General features: G+C 72.3%; 14 protein-coding genes. 10 read left to right on the top strand and 4 right to left on the bottom strand.

The features are described 5' to 3' along the window. Positions 1-89 precede the first annotated feature (89 nt). Positions 90-839 carry a FadR/GntR family transcriptional regulator gene (locus tag ACGF12_RS13380; protein ID WP_393028425.1) on the bottom strand — a complete coding sequence of 250 codons (750 nt, stop codon included), beginning with the start codon at positions 837-839 and terminating at the stop codon, positions 90-92. 214 nt (positions 840-1,053) lie between these two features. Between ACGF12_RS13380 and ACGF12_RS13375 the strand changes: the two genes are divergently transcribed. Genes ACGF12_RS13375 through ACGF12_RS13355 form a run of 5 tightly spaced genes read left to right on the top strand, consistent with a single transcriptional unit; the run spans position 1,054 to position 6,839 of the window. Further along, positions 1,054-2,619, top strand: a complete 1,566-nt coding sequence (locus tag ACGF12_RS13375; RefSeq protein ID WP_393028424.1) for an amino acid permease — start codon at positions 1,054-1,056, stop codon at positions 2,617-2,619. After that, positions 2,616-3,974 (top strand): glutamine synthetase family protein, encoded by a 1,359-nt coding sequence (locus ACGF12_RS13370; RefSeq protein ID WP_393028423.1) that lies wholly within the window; start codon positions 2,616-2,618, stop codon positions 3,972-3,974. Before ACGF12_RS13375 ends, ACGF12_RS13370 begins: the two co-directional genes overlap by 4 nt. Next, positions 3,971-4,696, top strand: a complete 726-nt coding sequence (locus ACGF12_RS13365) for a gamma-glutamyl-gamma-aminobutyrate hydrolase family protein (protein ID WP_393028422.1) — start codon at positions 3,971-3,973, stop codon at positions 4,694-4,696. Before ACGF12_RS13370 ends, ACGF12_RS13365 begins: the two co-directional genes overlap by 4 nt. Then, entirely contained in the window at positions 4,693-6,066 is a 1,374-nt protein-coding gene (locus ACGF12_RS13360; RefSeq protein WP_393028421.1) for an aldehyde dehydrogenase family protein, read from the top strand. The genes ACGF12_RS13365 and ACGF12_RS13360 overlap by 4 nt, the downstream gene beginning before the upstream one ends. 5 nt (positions 6,067-6,071) lie before the next feature. Next, a complete protein-coding gene (locus tag ACGF12_RS13355; protein ID WP_387627395.1) occupies positions 6,072-6,839 on the top strand; it encodes a 3-oxoacyl-ACP reductase in 768 nt (255 codons plus the stop codon). Positions 6,840-6,972: 133 nt separating this feature from the next. Here ACGF12_RS13355 and ACGF12_RS13350 read toward each other — a convergent pair whose 3' ends face one another. Next, complete coding sequence (locus tag ACGF12_RS13350; RefSeq protein WP_393028420.1) at positions 6,973-7,920, bottom strand: phosphotransferase family protein; 948 nt, start codon at positions 7,918-7,920, stop codon at positions 6,973-6,975. 234 nt (positions 7,921-8,154) lie between these two features. Between ACGF12_RS13350 and ACGF12_RS13345 the strand changes: the two genes are divergently transcribed. Continuing rightward, positions 8,155-9,072 carry an alpha/beta fold hydrolase gene (locus tag ACGF12_RS13345; RefSeq protein ID WP_393028419.1) on the top strand — a complete coding sequence of 306 codons (918 nt, stop codon included), beginning with the start codon at positions 8,155-8,157 and terminating at the stop codon, positions 9,070-9,072. A 72-nt stretch (positions 9,073-9,144) separates the two neighbouring features. Further along, complete coding sequence (locus tag ACGF12_RS13340; RefSeq protein ID WP_393028418.1) at positions 9,145-9,936, top strand: inositol monophosphatase family protein; 792 nt, start codon at positions 9,145-9,147, stop codon at positions 9,934-9,936. A gap of 35 nt (positions 9,937-9,971) precedes the next feature. Here the strand turns inward: ACGF12_RS13340 and ACGF12_RS13335 are convergent, their stop codons facing one another. Continuing rightward, positions 9,972-11,123 carry a PucR family transcriptional regulator gene (locus ACGF12_RS13335; protein ID WP_393028417.1) on the bottom strand — a complete coding sequence of 384 codons (1,152 nt, stop codon included), beginning with the start codon at positions 11,121-11,123 and terminating at the stop codon, positions 9,972-9,974. A 262-nt stretch (positions 11,124-11,385) separates the two neighbouring features. Between ACGF12_RS13335 and ACGF12_RS13330 the strand changes: the two genes are divergently transcribed. Beyond that, positions 11,386-12,651: an NAD(P)/FAD-dependent oxidoreductase gene (locus tag ACGF12_RS13330; RefSeq protein WP_393028416.1), complete on the top strand. Its 1,266-nt coding sequence runs from the start codon at positions 11,386-11,388 to the stop codon at positions 12,649-12,651. 82 nt (positions 12,652-12,733) lie between these two features. Here ACGF12_RS13330 and ACGF12_RS13325 read toward each other — a convergent pair whose 3' ends face one another. Beyond that, positions 12,734-13,492, bottom strand: coding sequence for a maleylpyruvate isomerase family mycothiol-dependent enzyme (locus tag ACGF12_RS13325; RefSeq protein WP_393028415.1), 759 nt, complete (start codon positions 13,490-13,492; stop codon positions 12,734-12,736). Between the two features lie 257 nt (positions 13,493-13,749). Between ACGF12_RS13325 and ACGF12_RS13320 the strand changes: the two genes are divergently transcribed. Both ACGF12_RS13320 and ACGF12_RS13315 read left to right on the top strand, forming a co-directional pair. After that, positions 13,750-14,139 carry an STAS domain-containing protein gene (locus tag ACGF12_RS13320; RefSeq protein WP_393028414.1) on the top strand — a complete coding sequence of 130 codons (390 nt, stop codon included), beginning with the start codon at positions 13,750-13,752 and terminating at the stop codon, positions 14,137-14,139. 161 nt (positions 14,140-14,300) lie between these two features. After that, on the top strand, positions 14,301-17,867 hold the full coding sequence (locus ACGF12_RS13315; protein WP_393028413.1) for a HAMP domain-containing protein: 3,567 nt from the start codon (positions 14,301-14,303) through the stop codon (positions 17,865-17,867). Positions 17,868-17,882 lie beyond the last annotated feature (15 nt).

Below are 17,882 nucleotides of genomic sequence, written 5' to 3'. Positions count from 1 at the left end.
CAGGATTGACCGACTTCTCGTCAGATGCGCCGAGGCCGCGCCTCGTCGCATCTGCGTCGTCGCCACGCACGTGAGGTCCGGGGGGAGCCTCAGGCCAGGAAGCCCCGCAGCAGTGCGGCCGTAGCGGCGAGGTGTTCCTCGGTGGCGCGTCGGGCGGCGTCACCGTCGCCGGCGAGGATCGCCCGGACCATCGCCCGGTGCTGCTCGGCGGCGTGCTCGATGTTCCGGTCCAGCATGGGGATGGCGTTGAGCAGGTCGTTGAGACGCATCCTGGCCTCGGCGATGGCCGTGGCAAGGGTGGGGGAGCCGGTGAGCTCGCCGATGGCGAGGTGGAAGCGCGAGTCCAGCTGGCGGTACTGCTCCGGCGGGGCTCCCTCCAGGTCGGTCAGCCGGCTCTCCAGGTGGGCCCGCTGGCCGGGGGAGAGGGGGCGACGGGCGGCCGCCTCGGCGGCGCCGACCTCCAGCACCTGGCGGTAGGTCAGCGCGTCCTCCAGTGCGCCGCCGAGGTCGCGGGCCGCGCGGCGCAGGTCGGCGACGTCCGGTGCGGGCAGCCGGTAGGTGACGAAGGTGCCGCCGTACCGGCCGCGGCGGGGTTCGACACAGCCGGCCTGCTGCAGCGTGCGGAGCGCCTCGCGCAGGGTCTCCCGGCTGACGCCGAGTCGGGCGGCGAGATCCCGTTCGGCGGGCAGTCGGTCGCCGAGGTCGAAGACGCCGAGCTTGATCGCCTGGAGCAGCCTCTCGACGGTCTCCTCGAAGGCGTTGCCGGTCCGGACGGGGCGGAAGATCGCCCCGGCCTGCCAGTCGAGCCGCGCCTGCTCACGTGTTTCGTCCACGTCCACGCCGGAATCGTACCTATGAACGGGTTCCCCGGACTCGTTCCCTCCTCGCTCTTGACGCGGCCCCGATCCAGCCGGAACGATGCTGCTCACCCACCCCAATGGACTGATTCCAGGCCATTGAAGAGCCGTCCGACCGTCGAACTCGTCGGGGCGACCGCGCCACGCCGTCGTGGCCGCGTGCTCCCCGGCACACCCTCAACCCCCAGGGGTGCCCATGACCGACGCACGCTCACCCGACCACCCTGCCCCCGAACTGTTTCCGACGAACACCGCCCCCGTTTCCGCCGACGAACAACGGCTCCGCGAGCTGGGCTACACCCAGGAGCTGGCCCGCTCGATGTCCGGGTTCTCCAACTTCGCCGTCTCCTTCTCCATCGTCTCCATCCTGTCCGGCTGCCTGACCCTGTACGGGACGGGGATGAACACCGGCGGCCCCGCGATGATCATCTGGGGCTGGCCGGTGGTCGGCCTCCTCACGCTCTGCGTCGGCCTGGCGATGGCCGAGATCTGTTCCAGCTACCCGACGGCCGGCGGGCTCTACTACTGGTCCGCCAAGCTGACCCGCACCCGCGGCCCGGCCTGGAGCTGGTTCACCGGCTGGTTCAACTTCCTCGGCCAGGTCGCGGTGACCGCGAGCGTCGACTACGGTGCCGCGTTCTTCACCAACGCCTTCCTGACGCTCCGCTTCGGCGTCGAGGCCAGCCCCGCGCACACCATGGAGATCTTCGCGGTCATCCTGGTGGTGCACGGCCTGCTCAACACCTTCGGGGTACGCCTGGTCGCGGTCCTCAACAGCGTGTCCGTGTGGTGGCACCTGATCGGCGTCGCGATCATCGTCGGCGCGCTGGCGTTCCTCCCCGAGCGGCACGCCTCCGTCTCCTTCGTCCTCACCGAGTTCGTCGACAACACCGGTTTCCACAACCAGTTCTACGTCGCGATGCTCGGCCTGCTGATGGCCCAGTACACCCTCACCGGCTACGACGCCTCCGCGCACATGACCGAGGAGACCCACGACGCCGCCCGCTCAGGCCCCCGGGGCATCGTCAACGCCATCACCGTCTCCCTGGTGGCGGGCTGGATCCTGCTGCTCGGCATCACCTTCGCCATCCGCGACTACGACGGCGCGCTCAACAGCAACACCCAGGTCCCGCCCGCGCAGATCTTCATCGACGCGATCGGCGACGGCGGCGCCCAGCTGCTCCTGCTCATCGTCATCGGCGCCCAGTTCTTCTGCGGCATGGCCTCCGTCACCGCCAACTCCCGCATGATCTACGCCTTCTCCCGCGACGGCGCGCTCCCCGGCTCCCGCCTGTGGCACCGCATCTCCCCGCGCACCCAGACCCCGACCAACGCCGTCTGGCTGGCGACCGGCGGCGCCCTGCTGCTCGGACTGCCCGCGCTCTGGAACACCACCGCCTACACCGCCGTGACCTCCATCTCCGTCATCGGCCTCTACATCTCCTACGTCATCCCGGTGTACCTGCGGCTGCGTCAGGGCGAGGACTTCCCGCGCGGCCCCTGGCACCTGGGCCGCTGGAGCCGGCCGATAGGCATCGTCGCGGTCGGCTGGACGGCGGTGATCACCGTCCTGTTCATGCTCCCCACCGCCAGCCCGATCACCGCCGAGAGCTTCAACTACACCCCCGTCGCCGTGGCCGTCGTGCTGGGCTTCGCCGGCCTGTGGTGGCTGGCCTCCGCCCGCCACTGGTTCACCGGGCCCCACGTCAACGCAGAGCCGAAGGCCCCCGACGCCCCGGACACCGAACTGGAGACCCGATGACCACCCCCCGGCTCACCCTCGACGAAGTGCGCGCCCGCGTCGCCGACGGGTCCGTCGACACCGTCGTGCTGGCCATGACCGACATGCAGGGGCGCCTCCAGGGCAAGCGCGTCGCCGCCGAGTACTTCCTCGACGACGTGGTGCCCGGCGCCGCGGAGGGCTGCGGCTACCTACTGGCCGTCGACGTCGACATGAACACCGTCGACGGGTACGAGATCTCGTCCTGGGAGAACGGTTACGGTGACCTGACGCTGCGCCCCGACCTCGCCACCCTGCGGTCCGTCCCCTGGCACCCCGCCACCGTCATGGTCCAGTGCGACGTCGTCCACCACGACGGCACGCCGGTCGCCGTCTCCCCGCGGCAGGTCCTGCAGCGCCAGCTGGACCGGCTGGCCGGCTACGGCTGGCAGGCCCAGGCCGCCACCGAGCTGGAGTTCATCGTCTTCCGGGACAGCTACGAACAGGCCTGGGACAAGGACTACACCCGCCTCACCCCGGCCAACCAGTACAACGTCGACTACTCCATCCTCGGCACCGGCCGGATCGAACCCCTGCTGCGCCGGCTCCGCAACGGCATGGCCGGCGCCGGCCTCACCGTCGAGTCCGCCAAGGGCGAGTGCAACCTCGGCCAGCACGAGATCGCCTTCAAGTACGCCGACGCCCTCACCACCTGCGACAACCACGTCGTCTACAAGACCGGTGCCAAGGAGATCGCCGCCCAGGAGGGCTGCAGCCTCACGTTCATGGCGAAGTACGACGAACGCGAGGGCAACTCCTGCCACATCCATCTGAGCCTGCGCGACGAGCAGGGCGCCCCGGTGTTCGCCGGTGACCGTCCGCACGGCTTCTCCCGCACCATGGAGCACTTCATCGCCGGACAGCTCGCCTGCCTCGCCGACTTCGCCCTGCTGCTCGCACCCACCGTCAACTCCTACAAGCGCTACGTGCCCGGCAGCTTCGCACCCACCGCGATCGCCTGGGGCCGCGACAACCGCACCTGCGCCCTGCGCGTGGTCGGTCACGGCCCTTCACTGCGCTTCGAGAACCGCGTCCCCGGCGGCGACGTCAACCCGTACCTCGCGGTCGCCGCCCTGATCGCGGCCGGACTGCACGGCGTCGAGCAACAGCTCGAACTCGAACCGGAGTTCACCGGCAACGCGTACGCCTCCGCCGCGCCCCGGGTGCCCGCCACCCTGCGCGACGCGGTCGACGCCTTCGAACGCAGCGCCGTCGCCACCGAGGCCTTCGGCAAGGACGTCGTCCGGCACTACACCCACGCCGGACGCACCGAACTGGCCTCCTACGAGCGGGCGGTGACCGACTGGGAGCGGCGCCGCGGATTCGAGCGGCTGTGAACCGCGCCGACCGCCGACCGCTGATCGGCATCACCAGCTACCAGGACGACGCCGGCTGGTCCGTCTGGAACCAGCGCGCCTCCCTCGTGCCCCAGACGTACGTCGACGCCGTCGTCCGGGCGGGCGGCACCCCGGTGCTGCTGCCACCGCAACCCGGCGGGGCCGACCACCTGCTCGACGCCCTGGACGGGCTCGTCCTCGCCGGCGGACCGGACATCGACCCGGCCCGGTACGAGGCGACCGCCGATGCACGCACCGGCCCGCCCCACCACGCCCGCGACGACTGGGAGAGCCGGCTCCTGGGCACCGCCCTGGCCCGGGACCTGCCGGTGCTCGGCATCTGCCGCGGCATGCAGCTGCTCAACGTCGAACTCGGCGGCACCCTCCTCCAGCACCTGCCCGACGAGAGCCACCAGATCGTCCCCGCCCGCTTCGTCCGCCACCGGGTCGGCCTGGTGGACGGCAGTCGGCTCGCCGCCGTCCTGGGGGCGGCCGCCGAGGTCTCCTGCTACCACCACCAGGCCGTCGACCGGCTCGGCACCGGTCTGCGGGTCACCGCCTGGAGCGCGGACGGCGTCGTCGAGGCGCTCGAACTTCCCGGCCACCGCTTCGCATTGGGCGTCCAGTGGCACCCCGAGACCGACCCGGACGACGCGCGGGTCCTCCGCGCGCTCGTCACCGCCAGTCAGACCACCTCCACGCACAGGGAGACAGCTCCATGACCGAACCGGACCTCTTCGAGGTCGTCAACCCCGCCACCGAGGAGGTGATCACCACCGTCGAACTGGCCGGCCTCGCCGAAACCGATGCCGCCGTCGCCCGCGCCCGCGCCGCCTTCGACACCTGGCGCCGGGTGGCACCCGCCGACCGAGCTCGGCTGCTGCGCTCCTTCGCCGCCGCCGTCGACGCCGACCGTGAGCACCTTGCCGTCCTGGAGGTCGCCAACGCCGGCCACACCATCGGCAACGCGCGCTGGGAGGCAGGCAACGCGCGTGACGTCATCGAGTACTACGCCGCCGCGCCCGAGCGGCTGTTCGGCCGACAGATCCCGGTGTCCGGCGGCATCGATGTCACCTTCCAGGAACCGATCGGCGTGGTCGGGGTCATCGTGCCGTGGAACTTCCCGATGCCGATCGCCGCCTGGGCCCTGGCCCCGGCGCTGGCCGCCGGCAACACCGTCATCGTCAAACCGGCCGAACTCACCCCGCTCACCGCCCTGCGCCTCGGCGAACTCGCCCTCCAGGCCGGGATCCCGGAAGGCGTGCTGCAGATCCTGCCCGGCCGCGGCCCGGTGGTCGGACAGCGCTTCGTCACCCACCCCGACGTGCGCAAGGTGGTGTTCACCGGCTCGACCCGGGTCGGCAAGGAGATCATGGCGGGCTGCGCCGCCCAGGTGAAGCCCGTCACCCTCGAACTCGGCGGCAAGAGCGCCAACATCGTCTTCGCCGACGCCGACCTCGCCAAGGCCGCCGCGACGGCCCCGTACGCGGTCTTCGACAACGCCGGCCAGGACTGCTGCGCCCGCTCCCGGATCCTGGTCGAGGCGTCCGTGTTCGACGACTTCCTGGCGCTCCTGGAGCCGGCCGTCCGCGGTGTGCGGGTCGGCGACCCGGGCGACGAGAAAACCGAGATGGGGCCGCTGATCTCAGCCGCCCACCGGGAGCGGGTCGCCTCCTACGTCCCGGACGGGTCGGCCGTCGCCTTCCGCGGCAGCGCCCCCGACGGGCCCGGCTTCTGGTACCCGCCGACCGTCCTCGCGCCCGTGCGGCACGACGACCGCGTCTTCACCGAGGAGATCTTCGGCCCGGTCGTCGCGGTCGTCCCGTTCCGCGACGAACAGGACGCCCTGCGCATCGCCAACGCCACCGAGTACGGGCTTTCCGGCTCCATCTGGACCAGGGACGTCGGGCGCGCACTGCGGGTCTCGCGCGGCGTGGACGCCGGCAACCTGTCCGTCAACTCGCACTCCTCGGTGCGCTACACCACGCCGTTCGGCGGCTTCAAGCAGTCCGGCCTCGGTCGCGAGCTCGGCCCGGACGCCCTCGACGCCTTCACCCAGACCAAGAACGTCTTCATCTCCACGGAGGAGTGATCAGCATGACCCAGCGACTCGACGGCCGGGTGGCCGTCATCACCGGCGCAGGCAGCGGCATCGGCCTGGCGACCGCCCGCCGCTTCGCCGCCGAGGGCGCCAAGGTGGTCTGCGTCGACCTCGACGCGGAGACCGGCGCCAAGGCCGCGAACGAGGTCGGCGGCCTGTTCATCGAGGCCGACGTCACCGACGAGCAGGCGGTACGCGACCTCTTCCAGCGGGTCGTCGACGAGTACGGCCGGCTCGACATCGCCTTCAACAACGCGGGCATCTCGCCGCCGGACGACGACTCCATCCTCACCACCGGCCTGGACGCCTGGAAGCGGGTCCAGGAGGTCAATCTGACCAGCGTCTACCTGTGCTGCAAGTACGCGATCCCGCACATGCAGCGCCAGGGCAAGGGGTCGATCATCAACACCGCCTCGTTCGTCGCGGTGATGGGCGCCGCCACCTCGCAGATCTCCTACAGCGCCTCCAAGGGCGGAGTGCTGGCCATGTCCCGCGAGCTGGGAGTGCAGTTCGCCCGCGAGGGCATCCGGGTCAACGCGCTCTGCCCCGGCCCGGTGAACACCCCGCTGCTGCAGGAACTGTTCGCCAAGGACCCGGAGCGGGCGGCCCGTCGACTGGTCCACATCCCGCTCGGCCGCTTCGCCGAGCCCGAGGAGATCGCCGCAGCGGTGGCCTTCCTCGCCTCCGACGACTCGTCCTTCATGACCGCCAACACCTTCCTCGTGGACGGCGGCATCTCCGGCGCCTACGTGACGCCGCAGTAGCGGAGCCCACCCCGGAGGACACCGACGGCTCGCCCCCCCGTGACAGGGGCGGGCGAGCCGGAGCCTGGCCAGGGTGCTTCAACCGGTTCGCTCCGGACCGCCCGAACGAGGCCGCCCTGGTATGGCGGGCTGCCTAACCCGCCAGCCGGGCGATGTCATCGGCGATACCACCCAAGGGCCCGACCGTGCCGATCGAACGGAACCAGTCCCACAACTCGACCGCGTGGTAGAGCCGGTAGAGTTCGAGCCGCTCGACGGCGTCGGCGGGAAGCGGCCCGTAGCCTTCGAACAGCGCGCTGCGTTCCGGCTCACCTCGGCCGAGGGAGTAGTAGTCGGTCTTGGCCAGGTCGATCAGTGGGTCTGCGGCGATCGCGTTCTCGACATCAATCACGCCGGTCACCTCCCAGCCGCCCGGACGCTGTGCGACGAGCACGTTGCCCTCATGCAGGTCGTTGTGGCAGAGCACGGCGGTCTCGCAGTTGTCGAACAGCGCCCCGTCACGCTCGACCCGCCGCGCGACCGCGTCGTGCAGCCGGCCGTCGCCGCCCAGAACCTTGAATTCCGCGAGCTTCTTGGCGAACTGGTGCCGCATGTAGCTCCCGTTGTCGAAGCGTGGATCGAGGATGCGGTCGGTCACATACCCGTAGGCCTCCTGGCCGATCTGATGAATCGTGGCCAAGGCGGCGCCCATCTCCCGGTAGAACCAGGGAATTCGTGCCGAGCCCAGATCCTTCGACGCCTCGGACAACGGGCGCCCCTCAAGCAGGCTCAGGATCGTGACGGCCCGGCCTCCAGGCCCTCCGCCCGGCGTGTGGTGCAGCACGCTCGGCACCGGCAGGGAACCAAGGCTCGCGAGCATCCGATGGACGCGAACCTCCTTTGCCTGCTTCCACGCCCACTCGGGCGCATACACCTTGAAGATCGCGCCGTGGGCAGGATCAGCACAGCGCAGCTCGTACACCGCGCTCAACTGGCCGCCCGTACGCGGCACCACTTCGATCACCTCGGCGTCGGGGAACACCTCCCGCAGCAGCCCTTCGGCCCACACGGTCCCGGGAGGCAACTGATCCGGCTGTGACATGCGTAGACCATATGCACCGAGGTGCAACACGGCAATCGGTTGTCACGCGCTGTCCGCCGACAGACCCGAAAGAGTTCGCCCCCCAGCTCCCGGTGCCAGTACTCCAAGTCCGACAGCATCGCCGTCGCCCTGGTGGCCGAGGTCGCGACCGGCTCGGGCGGGCGCAGCTGACCCTGAATCAGGGAACTGACTCTAGGTCAGGCGTGTCCGAGTCGGGCATGCGAGCATGGCCGGATGACTGTGAGTTCCCATGAGCTGTACGAGCTGCACCGGGTGACGACGCCGGTCCTGGAGATCGCCTACCACCGGGTCGGCGAGCGCCGCCGGGAGGCCGACGTTCCGGTGATCCTGCTGCACGGTTTCCCCTACGACGTGCGGGCCTACGACGAGGTGGCGCGGCTGCTCGCGGAGGCCGGCCGGGAGGTGCTGGTGCCGTACCTGCGCGGCTACGGGCCGACCAGGTTCCTGGCTGAGGACACCCGGCGAAGCGGCCAGCAGGCCGCGCTCGCGCAGGACTTGCTGGAGTTCATGGACGCGCTGGGGATCGAGCGGGCCGTGGTCGCCGGCTACGACTGGGGCGGGCGCGCGGCCTGCGCGGCGGCGGCGCTGTGGCCGGAGCGGGTCCACGGCCTGGTCACAGCGGGGGGCTATCTCGTCCAGGACATCGCTCGCGCGATGGAGCCGGCCGGACCGGAGGCGGAGCGCAACCTTTGGTACCAGTACTACTTCCATTCCGAGCGGGGGCGTCAGGGTCTGGAGCGGAACCGCGAGGAGCTGTGCGGGCTTCTCTGGCGGCTCTGGTCTCCGACCTGGCCGAAGGTTCAGGAGGCCTTCGCCGCCTCGGCCGCCAGCCTGTACAATCCGGACTTCGTGGACGTCGCGATCCACTCCTACCGCCACCGCTACGGCCTGGTCGAAGGTGACCCGCGCTACCAGGAGTTGGAAGACGCGCTGGCCGGCCGGCCGACCATCGTGGCCCCCGCGGTGGTGCTGGTCGGCGAGGAGAACGGGGTGATCCCCGCCGCCGACCAGACCAGCATCGAGCGCTTCACCGGCCCGTGCGAGGTGCGGACCCTGCCTGGCGTGGGTCACAACGTCCCGCAGGAGGCCCCCGAGGCCTTCGCCGAGGCGATCCTGGGACTGCCCGATTGAGTTTGCTCGATCGAGCCGGTCCGGCCGAGCCCGACGGTGAGCGGGGCGGCCGGCGCCGCTATCCTGCGACATATGATCAACTCGTATGAGGCCCTTGACGATTCCGGCGTCGCGATAGCGGCGGCCCGGGCCGGCGCGGGTGTGGTGCGCGGCATGTACGGCCGGCGGCTCGCCCGGATCGACAAGGGCGCGGGGGACTTCGCCACGGCTGCGGACGTCGAGGCGGAGCAGGCGATCCTCGGGGTCATCCGAGCCGCTCGGCCCGATGACTCCGTGCTGGGCGAGGAGGGCGGGCAGCAGGGGGCGGCGCGGTCCGCGCGCCAGTGGCTGGTGGATCCCCTGTGCGGCACCCTCAACTACGCCGTCGGCGGCATGCTGGTGGCCGTCAACGTGGCGCTGCGCGGCGGTGCGGCGGCGGTCGCCGACCCGTTCAGCGGCGAGGTGTTCTTCACCGACGGCGAGACCGCCTGGGTGCGGAGCGAGGGCGCCGACGCCCGACTGGAGCCCACGGCCACGACCCGGCTCGTGGACGTCAATCTGGACCCGCCCTTCCCCCACGCGGAGACGTTCCGGGCGGTGGACCTGCTGGCCCACACCGGCTTCGTCGCGGGGTTCCGGCCGCGGGTCGTCTCCACGTCGCTCGCGCTGGCCTGGGTCGCGGCGGGGAAGCGCGCGGCGTACGTCACCGACGGCGGAGACCTGTCCGGGAGCGTGCACTTCGCCGCCGGGATCGCCCTGTGCCGGGCGGCCGGCTGCGTGGTCACCGGGATCGACGGCGCCCCGCTCGGCGAAGCGGGCCGCGGGCTCGTCGTGGCGGCCGACGGCGAGGCCCACGAACAGCTGATGTCGATGATCCGTTCCTGAGGTCCCGGGAGCGAGACGCCTCGGCAGGCATCCCGCTACCCGGTGACCTCCGGTCCGGCGGGGGCCGTGCGCGGCTCGGCCCCCGCCGGCGGCGCGCCTAGCAGCAGCCGCAGCGCCAGGCGGACCCGTGGTGAGGAGAGGTCGACCGTCGTCACCTCGGCCATCCGTTGCAGCCGGTAGCGCAGGGTGTCGGGGTGGATCCGCAACTCCCGTGCCGCGTCCTTCGGTTCGCCGTAGTGGTCCAGCCAGGCGGCGAGCGTGGGCAGGAACGACGTGTCGTGCGCCTCGTCGTGCGCGCGCAGGTCCGGCAGGGGGCCGCCGAGCAGGTCGGCGTCGGGCCCGAGCGCAGTGCGGGCGCGTTCGACCAGCACGGCGTCCCAGGCGTCCTCCAGCAGGACCAGCCCGTCCGGGCACCGGGTGGTCGCCGGGTCGGCGGCGACGAGGCGGCGCAGCTCGGCGGCCTGGGCGCGGGAGCGCGGCAGGTCGACGGGGGAGCGAGCGAGGCCGCCCGCCGCGGTGTGCAGGCCCCGATCGTGGCTGCGCACCTCGCCGAGCACCCGGCGCAGCCAGGCCATCGAGCCGACGTCCGCGGCGGTCCGACGGCGCGGAGGCGGCGGCTCGGTCAGGACGGCGAAGGGTGCGCCGTCGAGATCGACCAGGAGCGGCTGGTGCCAGCCGAAGCGGCGGAGGACCGACTCCCAGAGGTCGAGCTGTCGGCGGACGTCCTCGGTGCGGTCGGCGGTGCCGAGCGCGACCACCCGCCATGGCGGCGGGGGGAGTTCGGAGTGGGCGGTCGCCCCGGTGCCGTCCCGCAGAAGCCCGGCGCCGTCCCGCAGAAGGGCGCGCAGCCGGGCGGCCGAGACCCGGCGGGCGATGCCCGCCTCGGCCCGCAGGCGCAGCAGGTGCAGGGCGACGACCGATGCCAGGTCGGTCAGCCGTCGAACGCGCTGCGGCGGCACCGGAGTCGCCGCCACCACCCAGATCGCTCCCAGCCACTCGCCGCCGGCGCGGACCGGGACGGCCAGCCGGGGGAGTGTGCCGTCCGGCCCGGCGGGGACGTGGATCGGGTCGTGGGAGTGCGCCGGCCTGCGGAAGAGGCCGTCCTGCACCCGGGTGTCGTCCCCGGTCACCACCACGCGCAGCAGCCCGGCTCCGAGGGAGTCGACGAGGTCGGTGGTGGCGATCATGCTCGGGACCCGGCGGCGGGGAACGCGGGCGGCTGGTTCATCCGGACAGTCTGCGGCACCCGTTGTGCCCGGCGCACTACCCGGCGGACCGGAATTGGCCGTCCGGCACCAGGACGGTGGGGGCGGCCCGGCCCACCATGGAGAGCGCCTCCCGTCACGGGAGCAGCAGACCGGTGCAGCCACAGACCGGTGCAGTCACAGACCGGTGCAGTCACGAATCGGTGCGGGCACAGACCCGTGCAGCTACAGAAGGAGCGAACCGATGGCCCGTTCCGCAGCGCCCGACTCATCGCCACGACGCGTCGCCGTCGTCGGGGCCGGCATGATCGGCCTGTCCACCGCCTGGTTCCTGCAGGAGTTCGGGGTCGAGGTCACCGTGTACGAGCGCGGGCCGGTGGCCGCGGGCGCCTCCTGGGGCAACGCCGGGTGGCTGACCCCGGGCCTGGCGACGCCGCTGCCCGAACCCGCCGTGCTCAAGTACGGCCTGCGCGCGGCGTTCAGCCCGTCCTCGCCGGTCTACGTTCCGCCGAGCGCGGACCCGAGGCTGCTCAGGTTCCTGGCGGGATTCGTTCGGCACAGCACGGCCGGCCGCTGGCAGCGTGCGATGGACGCGTTGGTCCCGATCAACCGCCGGGCCCTGGCCGGCTTCGACGCCCTGGCCGCCGGCGGCGTCGAGGCGAGGACGGTCGAGGCCGGGGCTTTCCTGGCCGCCTACCGCGGCGTCGGGGAGCGCCGGGTGCTGGTCGAGGAGATCGAGCACATCCACGGGGCTGGCCAGAAGCTGGAGTACGACCTGCTGAGCGGCGACGAGGCGCGCGCCCTGGTGCCCGTGCTGTCCGGCGAGGTCGGCGCGGCCGTCCGGCTGCGCGGCCAGCGCTTCCTCGACCCCGGGCGGTTCGTGTTCGCCCTGGCCGACTCGGTGCGTGGGCGAGGCGGGGACATCCGCACGGGTACGGCCGTCACCGACGTCCGCGACCGCGCCCGCGGCGTCGGCGTGCTCGCTGCTGGGAGCGCCCCCGAGCCGTACGACGCGGTGGTGCTGGCCGGCGGCGCGTGGCTGGGTGACCTCGGCCGCAGCTTCGGCGTCCGCGCCGTCGTACAGGCCGGCCGAGGCTACAGCTTCAGCGTGCCGGTTGAGCACCTGCCCGCCGACCCGCTGTACTTCCCGGCCCAGCGGGTCGCCTGCACGCCGCTGGGCGAGCGGCTGCGGGTCGCCGGGACGATGGAGTTCCGCAAGCCTGGGGCGCCGTTGGACCGCCGCCGGATCAGGGCCATCGTCGAGGCCGCGCGGCCGATGCTGCGCGGCGCCGATCTGGAGGCGCGCCAGGACGAGTGGGTCGGCTCGCGACCCTGCACCCCGGACGGTCTGCCGTTGATCGGCGCCACCCGCTCACCACGGGTCTTCGCCGCCGGCGGACACGGCATGTGGGGCATGACCCTCGGCCCGGCCACCGGGCAACTGCTCGCCGAGGCGATCGTGACCGGGCGTCGCCCGGCCGAGCTGGGGCCCTTCGATCCGCTGCGCTGACCGTAGGGCCCCGGGGCGTGTCTTGTGGGTCTTCGCCGGGTCCGACAAGACCCACAAGAGCGGACCGGGGCCCGGCTGCTGGTCAGAAGGCGGACTTGGCGAACCAGAGCGCCAGCAGTTCGTCGTCCCCGGACAGCTCGACGCGCTCGGCGGTGTGGTCGAGGCGCCGGTACAGCAGGAGCAGCAGGTCGGCGGCGGTGGCTTGGACGGTGGCGTCGGCGGTCGCGTCCGCGCCGTGCGGGTCGAGGCCGAAGCCGTCGGGACGCAGGCGCACCAGCCAGTCGCCGTCGCCGTCGGTGCGGGTGAAGCGGATGGTCCGGTCGTCGCCGCGCAGTTCGGCGGTGCCGGGGGCGAAGAAGGCGGCAGAGGGCAGGTTGGTGAGGAACTCGGCCACACCGTCGGCCGCGAGGGCCGGCTCGATGTCGGGGTCGAGGCCGAGCGCGAGTTCGGCGTCGACGCGGTGGACGAGGGTCTCGAACAGCATCCGGCGCACCCAGAACCGGGCGTGCTGGTCGGCGCCCCAGGCCCACATCGGCGCGTCGAGGTCGGTCTGGGCGAAGGTCGAGGCGGCCTGCTCGGCGGCCTCGGCCAGCCAGGCCGGGTACTCCTCGGGCCGTTCGGGCAGTCGCAGGTCGACGTCGCGGCTGCGCGGCGGCTCCTGGATCCGCTGCCGCAGCAGGACGGTGAACCAGCGCTGCACACTGCCGGCGTGGCGGATGAGGTCGGCGAGGGTCCAGTCCGGGCAGCTCGGCACCGGGAGGGAGGGGTCGGCCTGCCGCACGGCGGCGACGAAGCGGGTGGTCTCGGCGGCGACGGCGGCGCTGTGGTCGAGCGGGGTCATGAACGTGGTCTCCGGGGGTGCGGGTCTCGCGGCGCTTCGGGACGGTCTGCGCGCTCGATGTTTCATGGCGTGAAGCAATTGCCGAGGACGCAGGCTAGGACTGAAAGGTTGAGCTTGTCAAGTATCTCCGGGGTGCCCCCGGTGATTCCACCCGGTCGGGCCGGATCCCCCGGACTTTCCCGTGCTCCGGGCGTTTCGGACGCCGCCCAGCGGACAGTCGCGCTTCGGGGGCTGTCCGCAGGAGGAAGAAGGGCATCGTGGCCCCGAGGAAACCTTCCCCAGGGTGGACCGGGGACCTGGACCTCGCGCCCGACGCGCCGCCCGGCAGGTTCACGGTGGAGGTCTCGCCCTGGGCCGAGGGGACCGTCCTCGCCCTGTACGGCGAACTCGACCTCGACTCGGTCGCCGGGCTGCGCGCGGTCCTCGGCACCGCGCTGGCCGTGCCGGCCACCGTCGTGGTGGTCGACTGCGCGGGCCTGGAGTTCTGCGACTCCACCGGGCTCAACACCCTGCTGCACGCCCAGGCCCGGGCGGCGGCCGACGGCAGCCGGATCGAACTGGCCCGCCCGCGGGCGCTGGTGCTGCGGATGCTCGAACTCACCGGCGCCACCGATGCCTTCCCGATCCGGGACGCCCCGCCCGGTTGACCGCGGCCCGATCGGGCGCCCGCGTCGCGGCAGCGCACAGCGCCTTCGCACGCCCCGGCGTGCGGTGGCAGAGTGGGAGCAGGGCGGCGTACCGCCGCCCCTGGCGTCGGCGCGCGCCCCGCGCGCACGCCGTCCGTGACGGATCCGGGCGGTGGGACAGGATGGACGATAATCCGGTACCCGGCGCGCCGGCCGAGGGCGATCCCGTACCCGGCGCGCCAGTGGCCGATCCGGCCGAGCAGGCCCTGCGGCAGCTGCTCGCCGGGCTCACGGCCGTGCGCGACGGGGACTTCCGCACCCGGCTCACCCCCGACGGGCCGGGGGTGCTCGGGGAAATCGCCGAGGTCTTCAACGGCATGGCCGACCAGCTGGCCCGGGTGACCGACGAGGTGACCCGGGTGGCCCGCGAGGTCGGCACCGAGGGGCGGCTCGGCGGCCAGGCGACCCTCGCGGGCGCCGCCGGGACGTGGCGTGACCTGACCGACTCGGTGAACTCCATGGCGGGCAACCTGACCAGCCAGGTGCGCAACATCTCCCAGGTCGCCACCGCCGTCGCCGAGGGCGACCTCACCCAGAAGATCCGGGTGGACGCACGGGGGGAGATCCTGGAGCTGAAGGAGACCATCAACACGATGGTCGACCAGCTGTCCGCCTTCGCCGACGAGGTCACCCGGGTGGCCCGGGAGGTCGGCACGGCCGGGAACCTGGGCGGGCAGGCCACCGTCCGGGGCGTCTCCGGCACCTGGAAGGACCTCACCGACAACGTCAACGTGATGGCCTCCAACCTCACCGGCCAGGTCCGCTCGATGTCCGAGGTGGCGACGGCCGTCGCCCGGGGCGACCTCTCCCGGAAGATCACCGTGGAGGCGAAGGGCGAGGTGGCGGCCCTCGCCGACGCGATCAACACCATGGTGGACACCCTGTCGGCCTTCGCCGACGAGGTGACCCGGGTGGCCCGGGAGGTCGGCACCGAGGGCATCCTGGGCGGCCAGGCCCGGGTGCCGAACGTCGCCGGGACGTGGAAGGACCTCACCGACCACGTCAACTCCATGGCGGGCAACCTGACCAGCCAGGTGCGCAACATCGCCCAGGTGACCACGGCGGTCGCCGAGGGCGACCTCACCCGCAAGATTGACGTGGACGCGCGCGGGGAGATCCTTCAGCTGAAGACGACCATCAACACCATGGTGGACCAGCTGGGTTCCTTCGCGGCCGAGGTCACCCGGGTCGCGTTGGAGGTGGGCAGCGAGGGTCGCCTCGGCGGCCAGGCCCGGGTCGAGGGCGTGTCCGGCACCTGGAAGCGCCTCACCGAGAACGTCAACGAGCTGGCCGGCAACCTCACCCGGCAGGTCCGGGCGATCGCCGAGGTCACCAGCGCGGTCGCGGCCGGCGACCTGACCCGGTCGATCAGCGTGGACGCCTCCGGCGAGGTCGCCGACCTCAAGGACAACATCAACGCCATGGTCGAGTCGCTGCGCGAGACCACCCTGGCCAACCAGGAACAGGACTGGCTGAAGACCAACCTGGCCCGGTTCTCCGCCGCGATCCAGGCCCGGCGGGACATCCAGGCCGTCGCCGAGATGATCACCGACGAGCTCACCCCGCTGATCGGGGCCCAGTACGGCGCGTTCTTCCTCGCCGAGGAGGGCGACGGCGGCCCCGAGCTGGCCCTGATCAGCGCCTACGGCCGTCCCGCCGGGCAGGAGCTCCGGGTGCGGCTGGGGGAGTCCCTGGTCGGCCAGGCCGCCCGCAGCCGGCGGATCATCACCGTCGACGACCTGCCGCCCGGCTACGCCGTCATCGGCTCCGGCGCCGGAGCCGTCGAGACCCGCTCGCTCGTCGTCCTGCCCGTCATGCTGGAGGAATGGCTGCTCGGCGTCATGGAGTTCGCCTCCGTCCACTCGTTCACCCAGGTCCACCGCGACTTCCTGGAACGCTTCGCCGAGACCTGCGGCGTCAACATCGGCACCCTGCTCGCCAACGCCCGCACCGACGAACTGCTCGCCGAATCCCGTCGGCTCACCGCCGAATTCCAGGCACAGTCCGAGGAGTTGCAGGCCGGGCAGGAAGAACTACGGCGCTCCAACGCGGAGTTGGAGGACAAGGCCGCCCTGCTCGCCCAGCGCAACCGGGACATCGAGGCCAAGAACCTGGAGATCGAGCAGGCCCGCCAGGAACTGGAGGAACGCGCCCGGCAGTTGAGCCTCGCCTCGATGTACAAGTCCGAGTTCCTGGCCAACATGAGTCACGAACTGCGCACCCCGCTCAACAGCCTGCTCGTCCTCGCCCAACTGCTCGCCCAGAACTCCGGCGGCAACCTCACCCCCAAACAGGTCGAGTACGCAGGCGTCATCCACTCGGCCGGCACCGACCTGCTCCAGCTCATCAACGACATCCTGGACCTCTCCAAGGTCGAGGCCGGGAAGATGGAGACGGCTCCCGAGCCCTTCCCCGTACGGAAGCTGCTGGAGTACGTCGAATCCGCCTTCCGGCCGCTGGCCGACCAGAAGGGCCTGGCCTTCGAGGCGGTCGTCGACCGGAACGTCCCGGAACGGATCGTCACCGACCAGGCGCGGCTGCGCCAGGTGCTGCGCAACCTGCTGTCCAACGCGGTCAAGTTCACCGACACCGGGCGGGTCGAGCTGCGGATCGAGCGCGTCGAGGCCCCGAACCTGCCGCCCGAACTCGGCCGGGCGGACGCGGCGGTGGCCTTCCACGTCGAGGACACCGGCATCGGCATCGACCCCGACCAGCTGGACGCCGTCTTCGGTGCCTTCCAACAGGCCGACGGCTCCACCGCGCGGCGCTTCGGCGGCACCGGCCTCGGCCTGTCGATCAGCCGGGAGCTCGCCCGGCTGCTCGGCGGCACCCTCACCGTCCACTCCACCGCCGGGCAGGGCAGCCGATTCACCCTCCACCTGCCGCTCGCCGGGCCCGAACGCCCGGACGGCGCGGCCGAGACCGAGCTCGCCGTGCTGGTCGTCGAGCCCGACGCGCCGGCCCTGCTCACCCTGCTCACCCGGGCCGCCGTGGCCGCCTCGGGCAGCCCCCTCCCGGCCGCGCGGGTGACCAGTGCCGGGGACGCCGCGGAACTGCGCGCCGCGCTGGCCGAGGGCCCGTACCGCTGCGCCGTGCTCGACCTGGCGGGCTCCGCCGAGCTCGCCCCCGTACTGCTGGACGCCCTGGCGGACGGCCCCCCGGTCCTCGGGTACCGGTCCGGCCACACGCCCGGTTCGATCGCCGGGGTGGAGACCACCCGCGGCCTGGACGACCTGAGCGAGCGCGTCGTCCACCTGCTGGGCGGCCGCCGCCCCCACCCCGACCCGGGCACCGGGCAGGCGGGCGCGGCGCTCGCCGGACGGACCGCGCTGATCGTCGACGACGACGTCCGCAACGTCTTCGCGCTCGCCGCGGCCCTGGAACAGCACGGCCTGACCGTCCTGCACGCCGCCGACGGCGCCGCCGGACTCGGCCTGCTGCGGGCCCACCCGGAGACCGACCTCGTCCTGATGGACGTGATGATGCCCGGTCTGGACGGCTACGCCGCGATCGCCGCCATCCGGGCCGACGAGCGCTTCGCCCGCCTGCCGGTCATCGCCGTCACCGCCAAGGCCATGCCCGGGGACCAGGACAAGAGCCTCGCCGCCGGAGCCGACGACCACATCACCAAGCCGGTCGACACCACCCACCTGCTCGACCGGATCCGGTACTGGCTGGACACCTCATGACCGACCGGCTGGACC

It is taken from the genome of Kitasatospora sp. NPDC048296 (genome assembly GCF_043201815.1).
GTDB lineage: Bacteria > Actinomycetota > Actinomycetes > Streptomycetales > Streptomycetaceae > Kitasatospora.
The sequence above is the reverse complement of the archived record's forward strand: the minus strand, read 5'-3'. Positions and strand labels throughout refer to the sequence as shown.

Excerpts from the sequence above, each read along its gene's own strand:
- ACGF12_RS13375 (WP_393028424.1), top strand. The coding sequence starts at position 1,054 with ATGACCGACGCACGCTCACCCGACCACCCTGCCCCCGAACTGTTTCCG.
- ACGF12_RS13370 (WP_393028423.1), top strand. The coding sequence starts at position 2,616 with ATGACCACCCCCCGGCTCACCCTCGACGAAGTGCGCGCCCGCGTCGCC.
- ACGF12_RS13360 (WP_393028421.1), top strand. The coding sequence starts at position 4,693 with ATGACCGAACCGGACCTCTTCGAGGTCGTCAACCCCGCCACCGAGGAG.
- ACGF12_RS13355 (WP_387627395.1), top strand. The coding sequence starts at position 6,072 with ATGACCCAGCGACTCGACGGCCGGGTGGCCGTCATCACCGGCGCAGGC.
- ACGF12_RS13350 (WP_393028420.1), bottom strand. The coding sequence starts at position 7,920 with ATGTCACAGCCGGATCAGTTGCCTCCCGGGACCGTGTGGGCCGAAGGG.
- ACGF12_RS13345 (WP_393028419.1), top strand. The coding sequence starts at position 8,155 with ATGACTGTGAGTTCCCATGAGCTGTACGAGCTGCACCGGGTGACGACG.
- ACGF12_RS13340 (WP_393028418.1), top strand. The coding sequence starts at position 9,145 with ATGATCAACTCGTATGAGGCCCTTGACGATTCCGGCGTCGCGATAGCG.
- ACGF12_RS13335 (WP_393028417.1), bottom strand. The coding sequence starts at position 11,123 with ATGATCGCCACCACCGACCTCGTCGACTCCCTCGGAGCCGGGCTGCTG.
- ACGF12_RS13330 (WP_393028416.1), top strand. The coding sequence starts at position 11,386 with ATGGCCCGTTCCGCAGCGCCCGACTCATCGCCACGACGCGTCGCCGTC.
- ACGF12_RS13325 (WP_393028415.1), bottom strand. The coding sequence starts at position 13,492 with ATGACCCCGCTCGACCACAGCGCCGCCGTCGCCGCCGAGACCACCCGC.
- ACGF12_RS13315 (WP_393028413.1), top strand. The coding sequence starts at position 14,301 with ATGGACGATAATCCGGTACCCGGCGCGCCGGCCGAGGGCGATCCCGTA.